This window comes from Allostella sp. (assembly GCF_041913585.1).
Lineage (GTDB): Bacteria > Pseudomonadota > Alphaproteobacteria > ATCC43930 > Allostellaceae > Allostella.
This window is the reverse complement of sequence record NZ_JAYSFE010000001.1, coordinates 94,648-117,407: the sequence shown is the minus strand read 5'-3', so window position 1 is coordinate 117,407 and position 22,760 is coordinate 94,648. Positions and strand designations below refer to the sequence as shown.

Here is a 22,760-nt window from a genome sequence, read left to right as displayed (position 1 = left end):
GTCGCCACGCCGCCATGATTTTGCCGTAGGCTCAGCCCCGCAACGACACCGGAACGGGGTGAGGGATCATGGCCCACCATGCCGAACGTCTGAAGGAGGAGCGCATCGGGCAGGCGGTGGCACTCGCCGCCCGCCGGCTGAGCGGCGGGCAGGCGGATGCCGCGGTCCGGTTCGTGCGCCTCTTCGCGCAGAACGTGGCCCCCGACGAGGTGGCGGCCTTCGCCGCCGAAGACCTCTACGGCGCCGCGCTCAGCCTTCTCGCGTTCGCCGGGCGGCGGGCGCCCGGCACGGCCGAAGTCCGGGTGTTCAGCCCGCGCGCCGACGCCGACGGGTGGTCGTGCCGTCATACCGTCGTCGAGATCGTCAACGACGACATGCCGTTCCTCGTCGATTCGATCGCCGCCGAGCTGCAGCGCCAGGAGCTGGGGATCCATCTCCTCGTCCATCCGGTGGTCGCGGTCGAGCGCGACGGCGACCGGCTGCGGGCGGTCGGCAGCGGGCCGGCGCGCGAGTCGATGATGCACATCGAGGTCGCCGCCCTGGCCGACCCGGAGCGCCGCGAGCGGCTGCGGACCGGCCTGCTCGAGGTGCTGGCCGACGTGCGCCGGGCGGTCGCCGACTGGCCGGCGATGCGGCAGCGCATGGTCGAGGCCCGCGGCACCCTGGCGGCGGAAGCCGACGTCCTGCCGGAGGACGAGCGCAACGAGGCCGATGACTTCCTCGAGTGGCTGGTCGAGGACCATTTCACCTTCCTCGGCTGCCGCGAGTACCAGTTCGGTCCGGCCGCCGACGCCGAGCGCGGCCTGGCGATCGTGCCGGGCTCGGGGCTGGGCGTCCTCGGCCCGGCGGAGGCGCCGGTGCTCGACGGGCTGCGCCACTTCTCGGCGCTGCCGGCCGAGGTCCAGGCGTTCCTGCGGCGACCGACCGCGCTCGTCGTCACCAAGAGCGGCCACAAGTCGCGCGTCCACCGGCGGATGCCGATGGACGTGATCGCGATCAAGCGCTTCGACGCCGCCGGCGCGCCGGTCGGCGTCTCGGTGTTCGCCGGGCTCTACACGTCGGGCGCCTACAGCGCCGGCGCCCGGACCATCCCGATCCTGCGGCGCAAGGTCGCGCGGGTGATGGACCGCGCCGGTTTCGACCCGAACAGCCACGACGGCAAGGCGCTGCTGCACATCCTCGACACCTATCCGCGCGACGAGCTGTTCCAGATCGAGGAGGACGCGCTCTTCGCCATCGCCCGCGGCATCCTCCATCTCGAGGAGCGGCCGCGCGTCGCGCTCTTCCTGCGCCCCGACCCGTTCGAGCGCTTCGTGTCCTGCCTCGTCTACGCGCCGCGCGACCGCTACGACACCGAACTGCGCCAGCGCTTCCAGCGCATCCTCGCCGACGCCCTGGCGGGCGAGGTGATGTCGTTCTCGACCCATCTCGGCGAGTCGCCGCTCGCGCGGGTCCATTTCGTCGTCGGCACGACGCCCGGCGCCATTCCCGACCTTTCGGCCGAGGCCGTCGAGACGCTGCTCGCCGAGGCCGGGCGATCGTGGCGCGACCGCCTCAAGGAGGCACTCGACGCCCGCATGGGCGAGGCCGAGGCCCAGGCGACCCTGACGCGCTGGGCCGACGCCTTTCCGGCCGGCTATCGCGAGCGCTTCTCGGCCGCGGCCGCGGTGCTGGAGATCGACCGCGCCCTCGAGGCGCGGGCCCGCGGCCTGGCGCTGCATCTCTTCCGTCCGGTCGAAGCCTCCGCCCGCGAAGTGCGCCTCAAGGTCTACCACCCGGGCGAGGCGATGCCGCTCTCCGACGTCATCCCGGTGCTGGAGAACCTGGGGTTCCGCGTCCTCAACGAGATCCCCGACACGATCCGGCCGGCCGACGGCGGCCCGCCGGTGTGGCTGCACGATTTCGGCCTGGCGGCGCCGGACGGCGCCGAGCTCGACATCGCGGCGCTGCGGCCGCTCGTCGAGGACGGCTTCCGCGCGGTGTGGACCGGGCTCGCCTCCAACGACGGCTTCAACCGCCTGATCCGGGGCGCCCGCCTCGCCTGGCCCGAGGCGCGCATCCTGCGCGTCTATGCCCGCTACCTGCGGCAGGTCGGCTTTCCGCTGAGCCAGAGCTTCGTCGAGGACACGCTCGTAGCCCAGCCGCGCATCGCCCGCCTGCTCGTCGATCTCTTCGCCGCGCGCTTCGACCCGGCCGTCGCGCAGGACCGGCTGACCCGCGCCGCCGGCGTCGTCGAGGCGATCGAGCACGCCCTCGACCAGGTGCAGAGCCTGGAGGAGGACCGGGCCCTGCGCGCCTTCCTCGCCCTGCTCCGCGCGACCCTGCGCACCAACCACTACCAGCGCGAGGGCGACGGCCGGCCGAAGCCGTACCTCTCGATCAAGCTCGACAGCCAGGCGATCGACTTCCTGCCGCTGCCGCGGCCGATGGTCGAGGTCTTCGTCCATTCGCCGCGGACCGAGGCGATCCACCTGCGCGGCGGCAGGGTGGCGCGCGGCGGCATCCGCTGGTCGGATCGCCGCGAGGACTTCCGCACCGAGATCCTCGGCCTGATGAAGGCGCAGATGGTGAAGAACGCGGTCATCGTCCCGGTCGGCTCGAAGGGCGGGTTCGTGGTCAAGCAGCCGCCGGTCGCCGGCGGCCGCGAGGCGCTGCAGGCCGAGGTCGTGCATTGCTACCGCACCCTGATGCAGGGCCTGCTCGACATCACCGACAACCTCGTCGAGGGACGCGTGGTGCCGCCTGCCGACGTCGTCCGCCACGACACCGACGACCCCTACCTCGTGGTCGCCGCCGACAAGGGCACGGCCACCTTCTCCGACATCGCCAACGGCATCGCCGCCCAGTACGGCTTCTGGCTCGGCGACGCCTTCGCGTCGGGCGGCTCCAAGGGCTACGACCACAAGGAGATGGGGATCACCGCGCGGGGCGCCTGGGAGGCGGTGAAGCGCCATTTCCGCGAGCTCGGCACCGACGTCCAGACGACGCCCTTCACGGTGGTCGGCGTCGGCGACATGTCGGGCGACGTCTTCGGCAACGGCATGCTGCAGTCCCCGGCGATCCGGCTCCTCGCCGCCTTCGACCACCGCCACGTCTTCGTCGATCCCGACCCGGACCCGGCCAGGAGCTTCGCCGAGCGCGAGCGGCTGTTCCGGCTGCCGCGGTCGAGCTGGGCCGACTACGACCGGTCGCTGATCGCGCCCGGCGGCGGGGTCTTCGAGCGATCCGCCAAGTCGATCGCGGTGACGCCGCAGATGCGGGCGCTCTTCCACATCGCCCGCGATCGGGTGACGCCCGCCGAACTGATGCGCGCGATCCTGACGGCCGAGGTCGACCTCCTGTGGTTCGGCGGCATCGGCACCTTCGTGAAGGCGCGCGAGGAGGGCAATGCCGAGGCCGGCGACAAGGCCAACGACGCCGTGCGCGTCGACGGCGCCGACATCCGGGCGCGGGTGGTCGGCGAGGGCGCCAACCTCGGCGTCACCCAGCGCGGCCGCATCGAATATGCGCGGATCGGCGGGCGGGGCGGGGCCGGCGGCGCCATCAACACCGACGCCATCGACAATTCGGCCGGGGTCGACACCTCCGACCACGAGGTCAACATCAAGATCCTGCTCGACCGCGTCGTCGCCGCCGGCGACATGACGGGCAAGCAGCGCGACCAGCTCCTGGCGGAGATGACCGACGAGGTCGCGACCCTGGTGCTGCGCCACAACTACCAGCAGACCCAGGCGCTCAGCGTCGAGCAGGCCGACGCCCCGGGGCTGCTGTCGGCCCACGGGCGGGCGATGCGCGCCTTCGAGCGGCGGGCCCGGCTCGACCGCGCGGTCGAGCTTCTGCCCGACGATGCGGCGCTCGCCCGCCGCGCCCAGGAGGGGCGAGGGCTGACCCGCCCGGAACTCTCGGTGCTCCTCGCCTACGCGAAGATGGCGATGGCGCAGGCGATCGCGCCCTCCGTGCTGCCCGACGATCCGGCGGTCGACGACGACCTCCTCGGCTACTTCCCGACGCCGATCCGCGAGCGGCTGCCGGCGGCCTGCCGCAGCCACCCGCTGCGGCGGGAACTCGTGGCGACGGTCGTCACCAACGCGCTCGTCAACCGCGCCGGCATCGCCTTCGCCTCCTCGGTCGAGGACGCCACCGGCGCCGACTGGGTCGAGATCGCCCGCGCCTGGCTGGCGGCACGCGACATCTTCCGTCTCGACGACTACTGGGCGGCGGTCGAGGCCCTGGACGGGCGGGTCGCCGCCGCCGTCCAGACCGGGCTGCTGCTGACCGCCCGCAGCCTGGTCGAGGCGGCGATGCCCCACCTCCTGGCCGCGGTGGTCCGGGAAGCCAGCCTCGGGGCGGTGGTGGCCCACCATCTGCCGGGGGCCGAGGCGGTCGAGACCGCGCTGCCGACCCTGCTGCCGGCGGAGCAGGGGGCGACGCTCGCAGCCCGGGTCGCCGCCGGGGTCGCGAGCGGCGTGCCGGAGGTGCTGGCGCACCGGGCGGCCGCCTTCGAGCGGATCGCCGCCGCCCTGCCGATCACCGACCGGGCGCTCGCCGCCGGCGAGCCGATCGAGCGGGTGGCGCGGCTGCATTTCGCCATCGACGCCCGCTTCCGCTTCGACCGGCTGATGGCCGCGGCCGACGCCATTGCCGACGGCGACGCCTGGGCGCGGCGGGCGGCGACGGCGGCGCGGGAGGATCTGGCGCACGCCCAGGCCGACCTGCTGGCGGGCGTGCTGGCCCAGGGCGAGCCGGACCCGGCCGGCGCGCTGGCCGCGTGGGGCGCCGCCCACGCCCATGCGGTGCAACGGATCGACGCGCTGCTGGCCGAGCTCGACCAGCAGCCGCGCATCGACCTGGCGATGCTGGCGGTCGCCACCCGCACCCTGCGATCGGCGCTCGACCACTGACCGGGCGGAACCGCGGCGGCGGGTGGGGGCGGCGGCCGCCCGCCGCCTTTCTCGACCACCTCGCCGTCGAACGGGACGGCGCCCTGCCGATCGCGGCGCAGATCGCCCGGCGCCTGCGCGACCTGATGCTGGCCGGCGGGCTCGCCCGCGGCGCTCGCCTGCCGGCGACGCGGCGGCTGGCGGCGATGCTGGAGGTGTCGCGGACGACCGTGACGGCGGCGGTCGACATCCTGACCGCCGAGGGTTTCCTCGAGGCGCGGCACGGCTCCGGCACCTACGTCGCGGCGCAGCTGCCGGCCGACCGGCTGGCGCGGGCGTCGACCGGCGGCACGGCCACGCCCGGCCCGACGCTGTCGCGTCGCGGCACCCTGCTCGCCCGCGACAGCCCGGTCGCCTCGACCGGCCGCCTCTTCACCCCGGGCCTGCCGGCGCTCGACGCGTTTCCGCTCGCCGAATGGCGGCGGGCCCTGGCCCGTGCCCTGCGCGCCGGCGGCAGCGGCCTGCTCCACTTGGCCGATCCGCGGGGCTGGCCGCCGCTGCGGCATGCCATCGCCGACTATGTCGGTCCGGCCCGCGGCGTCGCCTGCGCCGCCGACCAGGTCGTCGTGCTCGCCAGCGCCCGCCAGGCGGTCCTGCTCGCCGGCAACCTGCTGGCCGATCCCGGCGACCGCGTGTGGGTCGAGGATCCGGGCTATCCGGACGCCCACTCGGCGCTGCGCGCCGCCGGGCTGACGCCCGTCCCGGTGCCGGTCGACGCCGCCGGCATCGACGTCGCGGCCGGTCGCCGCCTCGCGCCCGACGCCCGCCTCGCCGCCGTCACCCCCTCGCACCAGTACCCGCTCGGCGCCATCATGACGCTGGAGCGCCGGGTCGCGCTGCTCGACTGGGCGCGCGCCGCCGGCGCCACGATCCTCGAGGACGACTACGACGGCGAGTTCCGCTACGGCGGACGGCCGATCACCGCACTGTACGGGCTCGATGGCGGCGACCGCGTCCTCTATGTCGGCAGCTTCAGCAAGGTGATGTTCCCGGCGCTGCGCCTCGCCTACCTGGTGGCGCCGCCGCGTCTCGCCGAAGCGGTGGCGCAGGCGAGGCGCGCCGCCCATGCCGAGCCGCCGGCGCTGACACAGGCCGCGCTCGCCGAGTTCGTCGCCGGCGATGCCTTCACCCAGCACATCCGGCGCATGCGCCTCCTCTACCGGGCGCGGCAGGAGGCCCTGGTGGCGGCCATTCGCCGGCACCTCGGGGGCGTCCTCGTCGTCGACCCCTCCGACGCCGGCATGCATCTGGTCGGCCAGCTCGATCGGGCCGTTGCCGACCATGCGGTGGTCGCGGCGGGCAGCCGTGTCGGCCTCGGCATGACCGCCCTGTCGCGCTACGCCGCCGGCCCCAGCCCGGGCAACGGGCTCGTCCTCGGCTACGCCGCCCACGACGCGGCCGCGATCGAGGAGGGGGTCCGCCGGCTGGCGCGGATCGTCGAAGTGGTCCAGCGTACCCGCGGATAGTGGCCCATGCCCGAGAGCCACTTTCGGCACTAGGGTGCCGTGGTCTTCCTGCCGACGGACCACGGAGCCATGAACGCCACCCCGACCGACGCCTACGCGACAACGCCGCGGACACGGCTGCGCCGTCTGCCGAAGCGCGCGCACTACGACCGCGCCACCGCCCACGCCATCCTCGATGCGGGCTTCGTCTGCCATGTCGGCTACGCCGTCGACGGCCAGCCCTACGTCACGCCGACCACCTACTGGCGGCATGAGGACCGGGTCTACTGGCACGGCTCGTCGGCGAGCCGGATGCTGCGCAACATCGCGGCCGGCGTGCCGGTCTGCTTCACCGTCACCCATGTCGACGGCTTCGTCATGGCGCGGTCGGGCTTCCACCACTCGGTCAACTATCGCTCGGTGATGGCACTCGGCACCGCCCGGGCCGTCACCGACCCGGAGGAGAAGGAGCGCGCGCTCGACGCCTTCGTCGAGCGGCTGTTCCCCGGCCGGGTGCGCGAACTGCGCCCGGCGACGAAGCAGGAACTGAAAGGGACGACGGTCGTCGGCATGGATCTGGCCGAGGTCTCGGCCAAGGTCCGAACCGGCCCGCCGGTCGACGACGAGCCGGACTATGCGCTCCCGGTCTGGGCCGGCGTGCTGCCGATCCGGACCACGTTCGGACCGCCCGAGGCCGACCCGCGGCTCGGCCCCGGCATCCCGGTCCCGGCCTATCTCGACGGCTTCCGGCTCGACCCGGCGTGAGGCGGCGGTGAAGAAGCGCACCGGCGATCCGTGGATGCCGGCCCCGGCCTATGGCCGCGGCCTGGCCGGGCTCGGCGTCAACCTGATGGTCGAGGACGTGGCGCGCGCGATCGCCTTCCAGCGCACCGTGCTGGGGGCGGACGCCGTCTATGCCGACCCCGACTTCGCGGTGATGCGCGCCCAGGGCAGCGAGTGGATGCTGCACGCCGACCATGCCTACGACCGCCACCCGATGCGCCGGCGGGCGATGGAGAACGGGGCCCGCGGCAGTGGCATGGAACTGCGCCTGCACGGCTGCGATCCCGACGCCGCCGAGGCGGCGGCGACGGCCGCCGGCTACGAGGTCCTGGCCGGCGCCGCCGACAAGCCGCATGGCCTGCGCGAGGCCTACATCGTCGACCCCGACGGCTATGTCTGGGTGCCCGACGTGCCGACCCGCGGCTGAGATTCCTTCCGGAGAAGCCCCCGATGTCCGAGACCATCGCCGTCCGCCCCGTCGCCCGCGGCGACCATGCCGCCTGGCTGCCGCTGTGGGAGGGCTACAACCGCTTCTACGAGCGCACCGCCGCCCCCGAGGTGACGGCCACGACCTGGTCGCGCTTCTTCGACAGCTACGAGCCGGTCCACGCGCTGGTCGCCGAGGCGGACGGCGCCGTCGTCGGCATCGTCCACTACCTCTTCCATCGCAACACCGCGATGATCGGGCCGACCTGCTACCTCCAGGACCTCTTCACCGCGCCGGCGGTGCGCGGCCGCGGCGTCGGCCGCGCCCTGATCGAGGCCGTCTACGACCGGGCGCGCGCGGCCGGCGCCGGGCGCGTCTACTGGATGACGCACGAGACCAACCGGACGGCGATGCGCCTCTACGACCAGATCGCCGAGCGCTCGGGCTTCGTGCAGTACCGCCGCAATCTCTGAACCTACCCCATCCGGCTTTCCGCCAGGCGGCGGGCCATCTCCGGCATCGCCTCGGCGCCGACGTTGGCGAAGGCGAAGCGGATGAAATCCTCCTGGCCGGGGCCGAAGGCGCTGCCCGGCACCGTCAGGATGCCGAGATCCCGCGCGAGGTGGCGCGACACCTCCTTGGAGGTGCGGCCGCGGTGGGGGTGGCGCACATAGGCGAAGTAGGCGCCGCAGCTCACCAGCTCGTAGCCCGACGCGTTGGTTCGGAAGGCCGCCTCCAGGACGGCCACCCGGTCGCGCATCGTCGCCCGGTTGGCGGCGACCCAGGGCGCGAGGTGCCCCAGTCCGTAGAGGGCCGCCTCCTGGCCGATGCGCGGCGCGGAGATGGCGACGCAGTCCATCGCCTTGGTGAGCTGCCGGATCATCGCCGGGGCGGCAGTGACGGCGCCGACGCGGTGGCCGGCCATCGCGAAGGCCTTGGAGAAGCTGTAGAGCTGGATCAGCGTCTCCGGCCAGCCGTCGTCGCGGAAGAGGCCGTGCGCCGCGCCGTCGGCCGGCAGGAAGTCCTTGTAGGTCTCGTCGAGGACCAGCGCGATGCCGTTCCGGCGCGCGAGATCGGCGAAGGCGGCGATGGCATCGGGCGGGTAGACCGCGCCGGTCGGGTTGTTGGGCGACACCAGCACGATGGCGCGCGTGCGCGGCCCGATCCGTGCCTCCGCCTCGGCCGGATCGGGGACCCCGCCGCGGTCCGGCCGGAACGGCAGGTGGACCGCCCGAATGCCCAGCATGTCCAGCCACATCTGGTGGTTGAAGTAGAAGGGCAGCGGCAGGATCACCTCGTCGCCGGCCTCGGCCAGCGTCATCAGGGCGAGGCAGAATGCCTGGTTGCAGCCGGCGGTGATGGCGACGTTCTCGGCCGCGATGCGGCCGCCATAGGCGCCCACGAGATGCCGGGCGAAGGCCGCGCGCAGCGGCTCCAGGCCGATGATCGGCGCGTAGCGCACGATCTCGGGGTCGGCCAGCCGCTCCTGGAGATGGCGCGTCGCCTCGACCGGCGGCGCGTGGCGCGGCACCGCCTGCGCCATGTCGATGAGCGGATGGGGCGGCGTGTGGCCGGCGAGCCAGCCATGCACTTCGGCGATCGGCGGCTCGACCACGGCGCCGAGCAGGGAATTCAAGCGATAGGCCATGGATCCAGGTTCGTCCGGCAAGCGTCGCGGCACCATGCGCCGGCGCCGCCGGCCTTGTCGAGCCGGCTTCAGGGCCCGGGAAAGAGGCCGTCCAGCATGGCGGCTGCGCCGGCGATCGCCGCCTCCCAGCGGCCCGCCCGCTCCTGCCGGCAGATGCGCTGGCCCGCGTACCAGGGCGTGCGGCCGTCGAGCCAGCACCAGACCTGGCCGCGGCCGCGCGGCAGCAGCACCGCCGAGGGGACCCCGAGTGCGCCGGCGAGATGGGCGGTGGTGTTGCTGACCGTGACGATCGCGTCGAGCGCGGCCATCTGGGCGGCGACGTGGTCGAGGTCGCCCAGCGGATCGACCGCCGGGTCGCGATGGACGACCCAGCCGCCGGCCGCCGCCTCGGCCCGGTCGGCATCGGTGTCGCCATACTGGAGGTCGAGGAAGACCGCCGGCCGCCCGAGGATCGCCCCCCAGTCGGCGAGCCGGCTCGACTTGGCCGTCGGCGCATGCCGGTTGGCGCTGCGCCAGGAAAGGCCGATCAGGGGTCCGTCGCCGAGCGCCCGGTAGCGGGCCCGGAGGGCCGCCGCCGCGGCGGGATCGGACCGCAGGTGGGGCGGGTGCGGGCCGGGCCGCACGGCCCGCGCCCCCAGCAGGCCGACCCAGGCGGGCGGGAGTTCGGCCGCGTCGGCCGCGGGGTGCGGCGGGGCGCCGCGCGGCACGACGGTCGCGGCCGGGAACGAGCGCCGGAAGAGCGCGGCCAGCCGCGGCGCGCACTCGACCACCAGCCGGCCGACCCGCGGCAGCACGTCCGGCAGCAGGGCCGCGGTCCAGATCTCCTCGCCCAGCCCCTGCTCGCCCCACACCAGCAACGTCCGGTCGGTGGCGGGGCCGCCGTCCCAGACCGGCTGCCGGAACGGCCGCGGCGGCGCCCCCGAGGCGGCCCAGCGCAGGTCGAGGTCGGGAACGGCATCGGCGAGGCGGCCGGCCCGGAGGAGTGCCATCAGCAGGGCCGGGGAACCGACGCCGCCGGCGCGCCGGATCGCCATCGCCCGGTCGAGCGCCGCCGCCATGCCGGCCGTGTCCCCGGCGGCGTCGGCCACGTCGGCCAAACGCGCGAGGAGCACCGGATCCCGGCCTTCGGGGCCGAGGGCGGCATGCAGTTCGGCCGCCGCCGCCTCGAGCTCGCCCGCCTCGTAGAGCAGGTCGGCCAGCCGCGGGCGCGCCGGCCGCGGGTCGGCCGAGCGCGCCATCGCCGCCCGGGTGTCGGCGATGGCGGCCGCGAGGTCGCCGCGATGCTGGGCGAGGTGGGAGCGGGCGAGCCAGGCCGCCGGCTCGTCGGGGGCGCCGGCGATCACCCGGTCGGCGAGCACCGCGGCGGCATCGGCCCGGCCGCTCTTGCGCAGCGCCCCGACCAGCTGCGTCATCATCGGCACCGCGGGCCGCGGCAGGACCCCGCCCGCCGCGGTCGCCGCCAGCGCGGCGGCAGCGGCGGCGTCCCAGTCGCGCCGGCGGATCGCCGCCAGGGTTCGAGCGAGCATCCCGTCCATGGCGCCTCTGTGGCACAGGCCGGGGCAGACCGGCAACGCGGCCCGGCAGTTGACGGCCGCCCGGGGCGCTGCTCGACTGCCCGTCCCACCCGCCTGCCGGAGCGCCGTCCGATGCCCCTTTCCGAACTGACCCGCATGACCGCCGTCGAGGCGGTGCGGCGCCTGAAGTCGCGCGAGCTCCAGCCCGCCGACCTGATCGATGCCGCGCTGGCGCGGATGGACGAGGTCGAGCCGGCGGTCAACGCCCTGCCGACCCGCTGTCCGGAGCGGGCGCGGGCGGCGGCGGTCGAGTTGGCGCGCCGCGGCGGCGACGCGGATTCGCCGGGCTGGCTCGCCGGGCTGCCGGTGGCGATCAAGGACCTGCTGCCGGTCCGTGGCGTGCGCTCGACCCAGGGCTCGCCGATCTTCGCCGACCATGTGCCCGACCGCTCCGACATCGTCGTCGAGACGCTGGAGCGCAGGGGCGCCGTCGTCCTCGCCAAGTCCAACACCCCGGAGTTCGGCGCCGGCGCCAACACCTTCAACCCGGTCTTCGGCAAGACCCGCAATCCCTGGAACACCAGCCTGACCTGCGGCGGCTCGTCGGGCGGCTCGGCGGTGGCGCTGGCGACGGGCGAGGTCTGGCTCGCCAGCGGCTCGGACCTGGGCGGCAGCCTGCGCATCCCGGCCAGCTTCTGCGGGGTCGTCGGCATGCGGCCCTCGCCGGGCCGGGTCGCCCGCGGGCCGAACGCCAACCAGGCCGACGATCTGGCGATCGAGGGGCCGATGGCGCGCAACGTCGCCGACGTCGCCCTGATGCTGGACGCGATGGCGGGCGAGGCGGCGGAGGACCCGATGTCGCTGCCGCTGCCGGCCAGGCCCTTCCAGGACGCGGTGCGCAATCCGGTGCGGCCGGCCCGCGTCGCCTACTCGCCCGACCTCGGCTTCCTGCCGGTGCATCCCGAAGTGGCGGCGGTGGCCGAGCAGGCCGCCCGCCGCTTCGAGGCCATGGGCATCCCGGTCGACCGGGCGGCGCCCGACCTCTCGGACGCGCGCGAGATCTTCCAGACGCTGCGCGCCGCCTTCTTCGTCGTCGACAAGGCGGAGCTCCTGCGCACCCGCCGCGACCAGTTGAAGCCCGACGTCATCTGGAACATCGAGAAGGGCATGGCGCTCGATGCCGACACCATCGGCCGCGCGGTGCGGGCGCGCTCGGCGTTACTGCAGCGGGTCGGCCGGTTCTTCCGGACCTACGACCTGCTGCTGACGCCGGCGGTGATCGTGCCGCCCTTCGACGTCGACACGATCTCCGTGCGCAAGGTCGGCCAAGTCGAGTTCGACAACTACATCGACTGGCTGTCGATGACCTATGCGGTGACGCTGACGCGCTGCGCCTCCCTGTCCCTGCCGGCGGGCTTTCTCGCCGACGGCCGCCCGGTCGGGCTGCAGATGGTGGCGCGCGCCAACGGCGAAGCCGGCCTGCTGTCGGCGGCGGCGCTTCTCGAGGAGGCGCTGGGCCTGGCGTCGCGGGTGCCGATCGACCCGCGGCCCGGCCCGGTCCTGCCGCCCTCCTGACGGGCGGCCCTCAGCCGGCGACGCGGCCCGCCTCGGCGAGCCGGCGCCGGCCGAGTTCGGTCGCGGCCACGACGGCGCCGGCTCCGGCGACGGGGCGGCGTTCCACGAGGCCGCGGTCGACCGCCTCCTCCCACACGGTCAGGCGCGGGCATGAGGTCCGCCAGGCGTCGATCACGTCCTCGTAGGATCTGGGTCCGGCGGCGACCCAGGCGACGAGGTCGAGCACGAGGGGGTCGATCGGATCTGCCACGGCCATGTCCTCCCTCCGGTATTCCGCCCTAGGCGGGCGTCGTCAGCAACAGCCAGGAGCCGTGCACCAGGAACCAGCCGGCGATGGCGGCGACGATCCGGCCGGCCCAGCGGCGGTACTGCGCGTCGCTCATGCCCTCCAGGTAGCGCTTGGCGAGGGTGGTGCCCAGCATCGAGCAGAGGATGGCGGCGACCGCCAGCCCCGGATCGAGCGTGCCGGCCTCGCCCACCATGCCGCCGAAATAGGCGAACTTCAGCCCGTGGCTCAGGATCTGGCAGACGGCCTTGCTCGCCACGATCTGGCGCCGGTCGAGCCGGCCGCCGAGGAAGAAGCTGTCGATCAGCGGGCCCGAGACGCCGGTCAGCAGCATCAGCGACATGCAGACGAGCCCGTAGAGCACCCCCTGGGCCGGGCTGTCGGGATCGGGGGCGAGGCCCGCCGGCGCCAGCCGCAGCAGGAACGGCGTCAGCCCGAGGAAGATGAAGGCGACGGGCTTGCTCGGCACGTACTGCCAGATCGACCAGACGACGAGGGCGGCGACCGCGCCCACGGCGTAGGCCGCGACCGGCCGCCAGTAGACATGGCGGCGCCACAGCCAGCCGCGCCAGCCGTTCGACGCCATCTGCGTGACCGCATGCAGCACCATCGCCGCCGGCACCGGCAGCAGCGCCAGCAGCACGCCGATCAGGATCATGCCGCCCGCCATGCCGAAGAGGCCGGACAGGAATGCCGTCGCCACCATCACGAAGCAGAGCAGAACCATCAGCAACGGCGTCATCGGCGGCCCTCCCGGCCGCTTCAGCTATCGACCGCCTGACGCGGCGGCGCAAACCGAGTTATCTTGGCCTCGCCCTCAGCTTTCCTGATGGTGGAGGCCGATGCGTCGCCTGCCCCCGCTCAACGGCATCAAGGCCTTCGAGGCGGCCGCCCGCACCGGAAGCTTCGCCGCCGCGGCGGCCGAGCTGCACGTCTCGGCGGCGGCGGTCAGCCGGCTCGTGCATCTGCTGGAGGCCCGGCTCGGCACCCGCCTGTTCGAGCGCCGCGCGAACCGGCTGGCCGCGACCGCCGCGGGACGGACCTACCAAGCGGGGCTGACGCCGCTTCTCGATTCGCTGGCCGCGTTGACGGCGGAGGTGGTCGCGGGCGGGGCGCCGCGGGCCCTGACCATCGGGGTCGGCCCGACATTCGCGATGCGCTGGCTGATCCCGCGCCTCGCCGAATTCCGCCGCCTGGAGCCCGACATCGAGGTCCGCTTCGCGACCGGCGGCCGGGCGGTGCCCTTCGCCGACGGCTGGACCTGCGGCATCGCGCTCGGCGACGGCGCATGGCCCGGCCTTGTGGCCGAGCCGCTCTTCGCGGCCGACCTGATGCCGGTCTGCGCCCCGGCGCTGGCCGCCGGGCTCGCCGGCCCGCACGACCTTGCAGGCGGCAACCTGCTGCGCGTCGCCCATGCGCCCGACGACTGGTCGCTGTGGCTGGCGGCGGCGGGCCTGCCCCGCCTCCAGGCCCGCGGCCCCGAGTTCGAATATTACGGCCAGGCGCTGCAGGCGGCCGCTGACGGGGTCGGGGTCGCCATGGGCATCCGCCCCTATGTCGACGACGACCTCGCGGCCGGGCGGCTGGTGGCGCCGTTCGCGCTCAGCCTGCCGATGGGCCGCCACTGGTATCTGCTGCACCGCCCGGGCGTCGATGGCGATGCCGCCTTCGCCGCCTTCCGCGCCTGGCTGGTCACCGCCGCCCGCACCGCCGCCACGGCGCCCGCTCGTCCTTGCCGCATCGGGCCGCCGCTTCTATAACCCCCCGGTTTTGCGCCGCACAAAGACGGCCGCTTCGCGCCCTGGGACATTGGACGGCGATCGATGGAACCGGTTTCCCCACGCCTCGACAATCTGGTGGGCTTCTTCCTGGAGGACCTGCATGTCGGCATGTCCGCCCGCATCCAGCGGACGGTGACGGAAGCCGACATCCTGCTGTTCGCCGGCGTCTCCGGCGACACCAATCCCTTGCACCTGAACGAGGCCTATGCCCAGGGGACGATGTTCCGCGGCCGCATCGCCCACGGCATCCTGACCGCCAGCCTGATCTCGGCCGTGTTCGGCACGATGCTGCCCGGGCCGGGCGCCGTCTACGTCACCCAGAACCTGCGCTTCAAGGCGCCGGTACGGGCGGGCGACACGGTCGACACGAGGGTGACCGTGGCCGAGATCGACCCGGCGCGCAAACGCGTCGTCATGCAGGCGACCTGCCGGGTCGGCGAGCGGGTGGTGGTCGACGGCGACGCCATCCTGATGGTGCCGTCGCGCCCGGCCTGAGGCCCCCGGAACCCGGCCGGATCCGGCTCCGCGACGAGGACGGCATGCGCATCATCCGGCATTGGGACGAGCGGGCGGCGCGGGTGGGCGCGGTGGTGGCGCTCGGCAATTTCGACGGCGTCCATCGCGGCCACCGGGCGGTGATCGAGACCGCAGCGCGGATCGCCCGGTCGCTGCGGGCGCCGGCCGGCGTCCTCACCTTCGAGCCGCATCCGCGCCAGCTCTTCCGCCCCGGCGATCCGCCCTTCCGCCTGACCCCCTTCCGCATCAAGGCCCGCCTCATGGAGGAGATGGGCCTCGACGTCCTCTACGCGCTGCCCTTCGACCGCGCCTTCAGCCGGCTGCCGGCCGACACCTTCGTCGCCGACGTCCTGGTCGGGGGCTTCGGGGTGCGGCATGTGGTGGCCGGCGCCGACTTCGCGTTCGGACACGACCGCGGCGGCAGCATGGCGCTGCTCGCCGAGCGCGGAGCGGCGCTCGGCTTCGGGGTCACCATGGCCGAGCCGGTTTCGATCGACGGCGCCGTCGTCTCGTCGAGCCGCATCCGCCGGCTGCTCGCCGACGGGCGGCCGGCGGACGCGGCCCGGCTGCTGGGCCGCCCCTGGGAGATCGAGGGCCGGGTCGAGCCCGGCCGGCGGCTGGGCCGGACGATCGGCTTCCCCACCGCCAACATCGCGCTCGGCGAATGCCTGCGGCCGGCCGTCGGGGTCTATGCGGTCGAGGCGCGGCTCGACGAGCCGGGCGCCGCCGTCTGGAAGGGGGTCGCCAATTTCGGCCGCCGGCCGACCATCGACGGCACGTCGCTGTGGCTGGAGGTGCATCTCTTCGACTGGTCGGGCGACCTCTATGGCCGGCACCTGCGCGTCGCGTTGCGCGAATACTTGCGCGGCGAGCGCAAATTTGATGGTTTGGCCGCCCTCACGGCCCAGATCGCCGAGGACGCGGCCCACGCCCGGGCGCTCCTCGCGGCACCTGCCGCCACCATTTGACCCGGCCCCGGACTAGGGCCACGCGACGAGGACGAAGATGGCGAAGGACTACAAGGCGACCGTGTTCCTGCCGCAGACCGGCTTCCCCATGCGGGCCGGCCTGCCGCAGCTTGAGCCGAAGCTGCTGCAGCGCTGGTCGGACATCGACCTGTTCGGGCAGCTGCGCCGGACCTCTGCGGGACGCGAGAAGTTCGTCCTGCACGACGGCCCGCCCTACGCCAACGGCAACCTGCACATCGGCCACGCCCTCAACAAGATCCTGAAGGACGTGATCAACCGTTCGCAGCAGATGCTGGGCAAGGACGCCAACTACGTCCCCGGCTGGGACTGCCACGGCCTGCCGATCGAGTGGAAGATCGAGGAGAAGTACCGCGCCGCCGGCCAGGACAAGGACGCGGTGCCGATCGACGAGTTCCGCCGCGAGTGCCGCGAGTTCGCCGAGCACTGGATCGGCGTGCAGAAGGAGGAATTCCGCCGCCTCGGCGTCGAGGGCGACTGGGACCGCCCCTACACGACCATGGCCTACCCGGCCGAGGCGCAGATCGTGCGCGAGATCGGCCGCTTCCTGATGAATGGCGGCCTCTTCCGCGGTTCCAAGCCCGTGCTGTGGTCGGTGGTCGAGAAGACCGCGCTGGCCGAGGCCGAGGTCGAGTACCACGACCACACCTCGAACACCGTCTTCATCCGCTTCCCGGTCGCGCAGTCCGACCTGCCCGAGCTGGCGGGTGCCAGCGTCGTCATCTGGACGACCACGCCCTGGACGCTGCCCGGCAACCGCGCCACCGCCTACGGGGCCGAGATCCCCTATGTCGTGGTCGAGGTGACCGAGGTCGCCGACGGCAGCCTCGCGCGGGCCGGCGAGCGCCTCGTCCTGGCGGAAGCGCTGGTCGCCGCGGTCGCGGCCGAGACCGGGATTACCGGCCATCGCGTGCTCGCCACCCTGCCCGGAACGGCGCTGGCCGGAACCGTCTGCCGCCACCCGCTGGCCGGCCAGGGCTACGACTTCGCGGTGCCGATGCTGGCGGGCGACTTCGTCACCACCGACCAGGGCACCGGCATCGTCCACCTCGCGCCCGGCCACGGCGCCGACGACTACGAGCTCTGCCTCGCGCATGGCGTGACGGCGCCGCAGACGGTGTCCGAGGACGGCTCCTACTATCCCGAGGTGCCGCTCTTCGCCGGCCGCCGGGTGCTGACGCCCTACGGCAAGAAGGGCGATGCGGACGACAGCGTGATCGCCGCGATGGCGGCAGCCGGCGCGCTGCTCGGCCGCGGCACGCTCCTGCACTCCTACCCGCATTCGTGGCGGTCGAAGGCGCCGCTCATCTTCCGCAACACGCCGCAATGGTTCATCTCGATGACCACCAACGGCCTCCGGGAGACGGCACTCGCCGCCATCGACGAGACCCGCTTCGTGCCGCCGCAGGGGCAGAACCGCCTGCGCAGCATGATCGAGACCCGGCCGGACTGGTGCATCTCGCGCCAGCGCGCCTGGGGCGTGCCGATCGCGGTCTTCGTCGAGAAGAAGACGGGCGAGCTGCTGCGCGACCAGGCGGTCGTCGACCGCATCGCCGCCGCCTTCGAGGCCGAGGGCGCGGACGCCTGGTACACGAGCCCGCCCGAGCGGTTCCTCGGCAACGGCCGCAAGGCCGCCGACTACGAGCAGGTCAAGGACGTGGTCGACGTCTGGTTCGACTCGGGCTCGACCCACGCCTTCGTGCTGGAGCAGCGGCCCGAGCTGGCCTGGCCGGCCTCGCTCTACCTCGAAGGCTCGGACCAGCATCGCGGCTGGTTCCATTCCTCGCTGCTCGAATCCTGCGGCACCCGCGGCCGCGCGCCCTACGAGGCGGTGCTGACGCACGGCTTCGTCATGGACGAGCAGGGCCGCAAGATGTCGAAGTCGCTCGGCAACGTCACCGCCCCGCAGACGGTGATCGACGAGTACGGCGCCGACATCCTGCGCCTGTGGGTGGTCAGCGCCGACTATTCCGAGGACCTCCGCATCGGCAAGGAGATCCTGAAGCACCAGTCGGAGATGTACCGGCGGCTGCGCAACACGCTGCGCTACCTGCTGGGCGCGCTCGACGGCTTCGGCCCCGACGAGGTGGTGGCGCCGTCCGAGATGCCGGAGCTGGAGCGCTGGGTGCTGCACCGCCTGGCCGAGACCGACCGCACCGTCCGTCAGGCCTGCGCCGACTTCGAGTTCCACACGATCTTCACCACCCTGCACAATTTCTGCGCCGTCGATCTGTCGGCCTTCTACTTCGACATCCGCAAGGATTCGCTCTACTGCGACCGGCCGGATGCGCTGCGGCGGCGGGCCTGCCGCACGGTGATGGACCGCCTCTTCGACTGCCTGACGGCGTGGCTCGCCCCGATCCTCTGCTTCACCGCCGAGGAGGCCTGGCTCGCCCGGCATGGCGAAGGGCCGGAGACGAGCGTGCATCTGCGCGTCTTCCCGGACATCCCCGCGGAATGGATCGACGAGGCGCTGGCGGCGAAGTGGCAGACGGTGCGGGATGTGCGCCGCGTCGTCACCGGCGCGCTCGAGCTGGAGCGGGCGCAGCGCCGGATCGGTGCCAGCCTGCAGGCGGCCCCGCTGGTGCAGGCCGCGCCCGAGCAGGTCGCGGCCTTCGCCGGCCTGTCGCTGGCCGAGATCGCCATCACCTCCACGGCCGAGATCGTCTCGGGCGAACCCCTGGCGGAGGCCTTCCGCCTGGACGATGTGCCGGGCGTCGGCGTCGTGCCGCGGCTGGCCGAAGGCGGCAAGTGCCAGCGCTGCTGGCGCATCCTGCCCGAGGTCGGGCAGGTGCCGGGCCATGACGACCTCTGCGCCCGCTGCGCCGACGCGGTCGCGGATGGCCCGGCCGCGGATGGCCCGGTCGCGGATGGCCCGGCCGCGGGCCGGGCGGCATGAGCCGGGCCGGCGCCGGCCTTGCCGTCGCGGCCGCGATCCTGGCCGCCGACCAGGCGAGCAAGCACTGGATGCTCGGCTTCCTCCAGGTCGAGGGGCCGCTCGGTCGCGGCCGGTTCGTGCCGCTGACCGACTTCCTCAACCTCGTCGTCGTCTGGAACCGCGGCGTCAGCTTCGGCATGTTCGCCGGCCATGACGACATGGTGCGCTGGGCGCTGGCCGGGCTGGCCGTCGTCGTCTCGATGGCGCTCGCCGTCTGGCTCTTCCGCACGCCGGACCGGCTGGTGGCGCTCGGCCTCGGCTGCGTCATCGGCGGCGCCATCGGCAACGTCGTCGACCGCGTGCGCTTCGGCGCGGTCTTCGACTTTCTCGATTTCCACGCCGCCGGGTATCACTGGCCCGCCTTCAACGTCGCCGATGCGGGCATATTCGTCGGGGTCGTCGCGTTGTTGGCGGACGGGTTGTTCCGCCGCCGGGAAGGGCATACATAGGTCCGCCATGAGCGAGCAAGCGAAGCGCCAGAGGACGAGGAACGCCAGGACGAGGAACGCCGCCGGCATGGCCGTCCTGGCCGCCGTCGCCCTGGGAACGGGCGCGTGCAGCAATCTCCGCCAGCAGATCGGGCTCGACAAGCAGGTGCCCGACGAGTTCCGCATCGTCGCCCGGCCGCCGCTCAGCATGCCGCCCGACTTCGCGCTGCGGCCGCCGCAGCCGGGCGCACCGCGCCCGCAGGAGCAGGCGGTCGTCGACCGGGCGCGGCAGACGGTGTTCCGCGTCGAGCCGTCGGCCGCGACGCCGACGCGCGACCTGCCGGCCGCCGCCAGCGGCGGCGAGACCGCCCTGCTGCGCCAGGCCGGCGCCGACCGCGCCGACCCCAACATCCGCGAGACCCTGACGCGCGAGGGCATCGGCGCCGAGCAGCCGGAGCGCGGGCTGGTCGAGCGGCTGGCCTTCTGGCGCAGCGCGCCGCAGCCCGGCATCGTCGTCGACCCGCAGAAGGAGGCCCAGCGCCTGCGCGAGAACCAGGCGCTCGGCAAGCCGGTCACCGAGGGCGAGACGGCCGTCATCCGGCGCCGCCGGCGCGGCCTCTTCGAGGGCATCATCTGACGACCTTGGTCCAGCCTGCGGCGGGCGGCCGGTCGCGGCAGGCGCCGCCGCGCGCCGGGAGGGTGACGATGGGCAGTCGTCGGTTGCGGGCGGGGCCGGCCGCATGGTTCCTGTCTGCGCTGCTGGCGCTGATGCTGGCCGCCGCCGGAGCGGCACGGGCGGCCGACGAGGCGGCACGGCTGGCGCCCGAGGCGGTGGTGCTGGAGAACGGCCTGACCCTGGTCGTCGTCGCCAACCCGAACATGCCGGCGGTCGCCCACTACGTCTTCTACAAGGCCGGCTCGATCGACGAGCCGCGGGGCAAGTCCGGCATCGCCCATTTCCTCGAACATCTGATGTTCAAGGGCACGCCCAGCGTGCCGGACGCCGCCTTCTCGCGGGTGATCGCCAGCAACGGCGGCCGCGACAACGCCTTCACCAGCTACGACTTCACCGGCTACTACCAGTTCGTGCCCGCCGACAAGCTGCCGCTGGCGATGGAGATGGAGGCCGATCGCATGGCCAACCTCTCCTTTTCCGAGGCGCAGGTGGAATCCGAGCGGCGGGTGATCCTCGAGGAGCGCTTCTCCCGCACCGACAACAACCCCTCGGCGCAGCTCCGCGAGCAGACCCGGGCGGCGCTCTTCCTCAACCACCCCTACCGCCTGCCGGTCATCGGCTGGGAGCACGAGATGCGCGGCCTGTCCTACGCGGACGCGCGCGCCTTCTACCAGCGCTGGTATGCCCCCAACAACGCGATCGTCGTCGTCGGCGGCCGGGTGACGATGGCCGAGGCGAAACCGCTCGCCGAGCGCACCTACGGCCGCATCCCGGCCCGGCCGCTGCCGGACCGCGACGTCGTCCAGGAACCGACCCGGGTGGCGGAGACGCGCATCGAACTGGCGAGCGACAAGGTGCGCCAGCCCTACGTCAACCGCGCCTATGTCGCGCCCAGCCTGTTCAGCGGCGACGCCAGGCACGCCTATCCCCTGGAAGTGCTGGCGGTGGTCATGGGCAGCGGCGTGTCGAGCCGGCTCAATCGGGCGCTCGTGCTCGAAGGCAGCCTCGCCGTCTCCGCCGGCACCAGCTACGACAGCAACCAGCGCGGGCCGGCGACGTTCAACCTCTTCGCCACGCCGCGGCAGGACGTGCCGGTTCCGGCCGTGGAGGCCGCGATCGGAGCCGAGGTCGAGCGCGTGCTCGCCAAGGGCGTCACCCAGGCCGAGGTCGACCGCGCCATCCGGCGCGTCCAGGACGCCGCCGTCTACGCCCGGGACAGCCTGTCGGGGCCGGCCCGGATCGTCGGCAGCGCGCTGGCGATCGGCCTGCCCCTCGCCGAGGTCGATGCCTGGCCGGAGCGGATCGGCAAGGTGACGGTGGCCGAGGTCGAGGCCGCCGCCCGGGCGGTGTTCCGGCCGGAGAACCTGGCGACCAGCATCCTGCTGCCGAAGCGCCCGCAGGGATCCTAGGGAGCACCGCCCCCAGCATGCCGAGGCTCCGCCATCTGCTCGTTCTGCTGCTGCTGGCGGTGGCCGCACCGGCGGTGCTCGCCCAGCAGACGCAGCCGGCCCGGGCGCCGGCCGTCCAGCGCATCGTCAGCCCCGGCGGCATCGAGGCCTGGTTCCTGCCCGACCGGTCGCTGCCCATCCTCGCGATCAGCCTCTCCTTTCCGGGCGGCACCGCCCAGGACCGCGCCGGCAGGGAGGGGGCCAGCGACCTGATGGCCCAGCTCCTGACCGAGGGCGCCGGCGAATTCGACGCCGAAACGTTCCGGGCCCGGCTGGAGGACTTGGCGACCAACCTGTCGGTCTCCGCCGGCCGCGACTCGCTGAACGTCTCGTTCCGCACCCTGACGCGCTATCGCGAGGACGCGCTGGCGATGTTCCGGCTGGCCCTGACGCAGCCGCGCTTCGACGCCGATGCCATCGACCGCGCCAAGGAGCGCCAGCTTTCCGCGATCGCCCGGGCCGCGACTTCGCCCGGGGACATCGCCCGCGACCTGTGGTGGCGCGCGGCCTTTCCCGACCATCCCTACGGCCGCACGGGCGACGGCACCCGGGCCAGCATCGCCGCCATCGGCGCCGACGACCTCCGTGCCGTCTGGCGGGCGCAGGTGGCAAGGGACGGGGTCAAGATCGGGGTGGTCGGCGACATCGACGGCGCCGCGCTGGCGCCCCTGCTCGATGCGCTGCTCGGGACCCTGCCGGCGAAGGCCGCGCTCGCGCCCGTGCCGGCGGTGGCCGCGGCCGGGGCCGGCGACGTCCTGGTGGTGCGGCGCCAGCAGAACCAGAGCGTCGTCGTCTTCGGCGCCCCCGGCCTGAAGCGCAGCGATCCCGACTTCGAGGCGGCGCACCTCGTGAACTACATCCTCGGCGGCGGCGGCTTCAGCGCCCGTCTGATGCGCGAGGTGCGGGAGAAGGCGGGGCTCGCCTATTCGGTTTCCACCGGCCTCGGCACGCTCGACGCGACCGGGGTGGTGCAGGGCAGCGTCGGCACCGCCAACGCCGCGGTCGCGCGTTCGATCGCGATGATCCGCAGCGAGTTCGCGCGCATGGCCGCCGAGGGGCCGACCGCGGCCGAGCTCGACAACGCCAAGCGCTCGGTCATCGATTCCTTCGCCCTCAACCTCGATTCGACGGGCCGGATCGCCGGCTTCCTGGTCAGCCTGCAGCGCGACGGGCTCGGCATCGACTACATGGACCGGCGGGCCGAGCGGTTCCAGCGCGTGACGCTCGCCGATGCCAGGCGCGCGGCCCAGCGGCTCTTCGACCCGGCCCGTCTTCTCTTCACGGTCGTCGGCGAGCCGGAGAACCTGGCGGCGACGCGCGACGCGCCCGCCGCCCCCTGAGACGGACGATCGACGACAGAGGCCGGACC

General features: G+C 73.8%; 18 protein-coding genes. 14 read left to right on the top strand and 4 right to left on the bottom strand.

Translation table 11 applies throughout. From position 1 onward, the window contains the following. Positions 1–68 precede the first annotated feature (68 nt). The 5 genes from ACE3Q3_RS00610 to ACE3Q3_RS00590 all read left to right on the top strand — a co-directional run bounded on the left by ACE3Q3_RS00610 (position 69) and on the right by ACE3Q3_RS00590 (position 8,068). Positions 69–4,901: an NAD-glutamate dehydrogenase gene (locus ACE3Q3_RS00610; RefSeq protein ID WP_374440218.1), complete on the top strand. Its 4,833-nt coding sequence runs from the start codon at positions 69–71 to the stop codon at positions 4,899–4,901. Next, a complete protein-coding gene (locus ACE3Q3_RS00605) occupies positions 4,883–6,406 on the top strand; it encodes a PLP-dependent aminotransferase family protein (protein ID WP_374440279.1) in 1,524 nt (507 codons plus the stop codon). Before ACE3Q3_RS00610 ends, ACE3Q3_RS00605 begins: the two co-directional genes overlap by 19 nt. Positions 6,407–6,475: 69 nt before the next feature. Beyond that, the gene (locus tag ACE3Q3_RS00600; protein ID WP_374440215.1) at positions 6,476–7,150 is read left to right on the top strand and encodes a pyridoxamine 5'-phosphate oxidase family protein; all 675 of its coding nucleotides are present in this window, start codon (positions 6,476–6,478) and stop codon (positions 7,148–7,150) included. A gap of 7 nt (positions 7,151–7,157) precedes the next feature. Next, positions 7,158–7,595 (top strand): VOC family protein, encoded by a 438-nt coding sequence (locus tag ACE3Q3_RS00595; RefSeq protein ID WP_374440213.1) that lies wholly within the window; start codon positions 7,158–7,160, stop codon positions 7,593–7,595. 23 nt (positions 7,596–7,618) lie between these two features. After that, the gene (locus tag ACE3Q3_RS00590) at positions 7,619–8,068 is read left to right on the top strand and encodes an N-acetyltransferase family protein (RefSeq protein WP_374440211.1); all 450 of its coding nucleotides are present in this window, start codon (positions 7,619–7,621) and stop codon (positions 8,066–8,068) included. Positions 8,069–8,070: 2 nt separating this feature from the next. On the opposite strand, the gene ACE3Q3_RS00585 is transcribed toward ACE3Q3_RS00590, so the two are convergent. Then, positions 8,071–9,243 (bottom strand): aminotransferase, encoded by a 1,173-nt coding sequence (locus ACE3Q3_RS00585; RefSeq protein WP_374440208.1) that lies wholly within the window; start codon positions 9,241–9,243, stop codon positions 8,071–8,073. Between the two features lie 68 nt (positions 9,244–9,311). Further along, positions 9,312–10,778, bottom strand: a complete 1,467-nt coding sequence (locus tag ACE3Q3_RS00580; RefSeq protein ID WP_374440205.1) for a hypothetical protein — start codon at positions 10,776–10,778, stop codon at positions 9,312–9,314. A gap of 111 nt (positions 10,779–10,889) precedes the next feature. Here ACE3Q3_RS00580 and ACE3Q3_RS00575 point away from each other — a divergent pair, with 111 nt between their 5' ends. Further along, complete coding sequence (locus ACE3Q3_RS00575) at positions 10,890–12,332, top strand: amidase (RefSeq protein ID WP_374440202.1); 1,443 nt, start codon at positions 10,890–10,892, stop codon at positions 12,330–12,332. Positions 12,333–12,342: 10 nt separating this feature from the next. Here the strand turns inward: ACE3Q3_RS00575 and ACE3Q3_RS00570 are convergent, their stop codons facing one another. Both ACE3Q3_RS00570 and ACE3Q3_RS00565 read right to left on the bottom strand, forming a co-directional pair. Next, positions 12,343–12,588 (bottom strand): hypothetical protein, encoded by a 246-nt coding sequence (locus ACE3Q3_RS00570; RefSeq protein ID WP_374440199.1) that lies wholly within the window; start codon positions 12,586–12,588, stop codon positions 12,343–12,345. Between the two features lie 22 nt (positions 12,589–12,610). Beyond that, positions 12,611–13,360: a TSUP family transporter gene (locus tag ACE3Q3_RS00565; RefSeq protein WP_374440196.1), complete on the bottom strand. Its 750-nt coding sequence runs from the start codon at positions 13,358–13,360 to the stop codon at positions 12,611–12,613. A gap of 100 nt (positions 13,361–13,460) precedes the next feature. On the opposite strand from ACE3Q3_RS00565, the gene ACE3Q3_RS00560 reads away from it, so the two are divergent. The 8 genes from ACE3Q3_RS00560 (at position 13,461) to ACE3Q3_RS00525 (ending at position 22,731) form a co-directional block, all read left to right on the top strand. After that, positions 13,461–14,378 carry a LysR substrate-binding domain-containing protein gene (locus tag ACE3Q3_RS00560; protein ID WP_374440193.1) on the top strand — a complete coding sequence of 306 codons (918 nt, stop codon included), beginning with the start codon at positions 13,461–13,463 and terminating at the stop codon, positions 14,376–14,378. A 63-nt stretch (positions 14,379–14,441) separates the two neighbouring features. Next, a complete protein-coding gene (locus tag ACE3Q3_RS00555; RefSeq protein WP_374440190.1) occupies positions 14,442–14,894 on the top strand; it encodes a MaoC family dehydratase in 453 nt (150 codons plus the stop codon). A gap of 44 nt (positions 14,895–14,938) precedes the next feature. Then, on the top strand, positions 14,939–15,883 hold the full coding sequence (locus ACE3Q3_RS00550) for a bifunctional riboflavin kinase/FAD synthetase (protein WP_374440187.1): 945 nt from the start codon (positions 14,939–14,941) through the stop codon (positions 15,881–15,883). Positions 15,884–15,920: 37 nt separating this feature from the next. Beyond that, on the top strand, positions 15,921–18,800 hold the full coding sequence (gene ileS, locus ACE3Q3_RS00545; RefSeq protein ID WP_374440184.1) for an isoleucine--tRNA ligase: 2,880 nt from the start codon (positions 15,921–15,923) through the stop codon (positions 18,798–18,800). After that, the gene (gene lspA, locus ACE3Q3_RS00540; RefSeq protein ID WP_374440181.1) at positions 18,797–19,288 is read left to right on the top strand and encodes a signal peptidase II; all 492 of its coding nucleotides are present in this window, start codon (positions 18,797–18,799) and stop codon (positions 19,286–19,288) included. The genes ileS and lspA overlap by 4 nt, the downstream gene beginning before the upstream one ends. A gap of 67 nt (positions 19,289–19,355) precedes the next feature. Next, the gene (locus ACE3Q3_RS00535; protein WP_374440178.1) at positions 19,356–19,904 is read left to right on the top strand and encodes a DUF3035 domain-containing protein; all 549 of its coding nucleotides are present in this window, start codon (positions 19,356–19,358) and stop codon (positions 19,902–19,904) included. Positions 19,905–19,972: 68 nt separating this feature from the next. Continuing rightward, positions 19,973–21,352, top strand: coding sequence for a M16 family metallopeptidase (locus ACE3Q3_RS00530; protein ID WP_374440175.1), 1,380 nt, complete (start codon positions 19,973–19,975; stop codon positions 21,350–21,352). A 17-nt stretch (positions 21,353–21,369) separates the two neighbouring features. Then, a complete protein-coding gene (locus ACE3Q3_RS00525; protein ID WP_374440172.1) occupies positions 21,370–22,731 on the top strand; it encodes a M16 family metallopeptidase in 1,362 nt (453 codons plus the stop codon). Positions 22,732–22,760 lie beyond the last annotated feature (29 nt).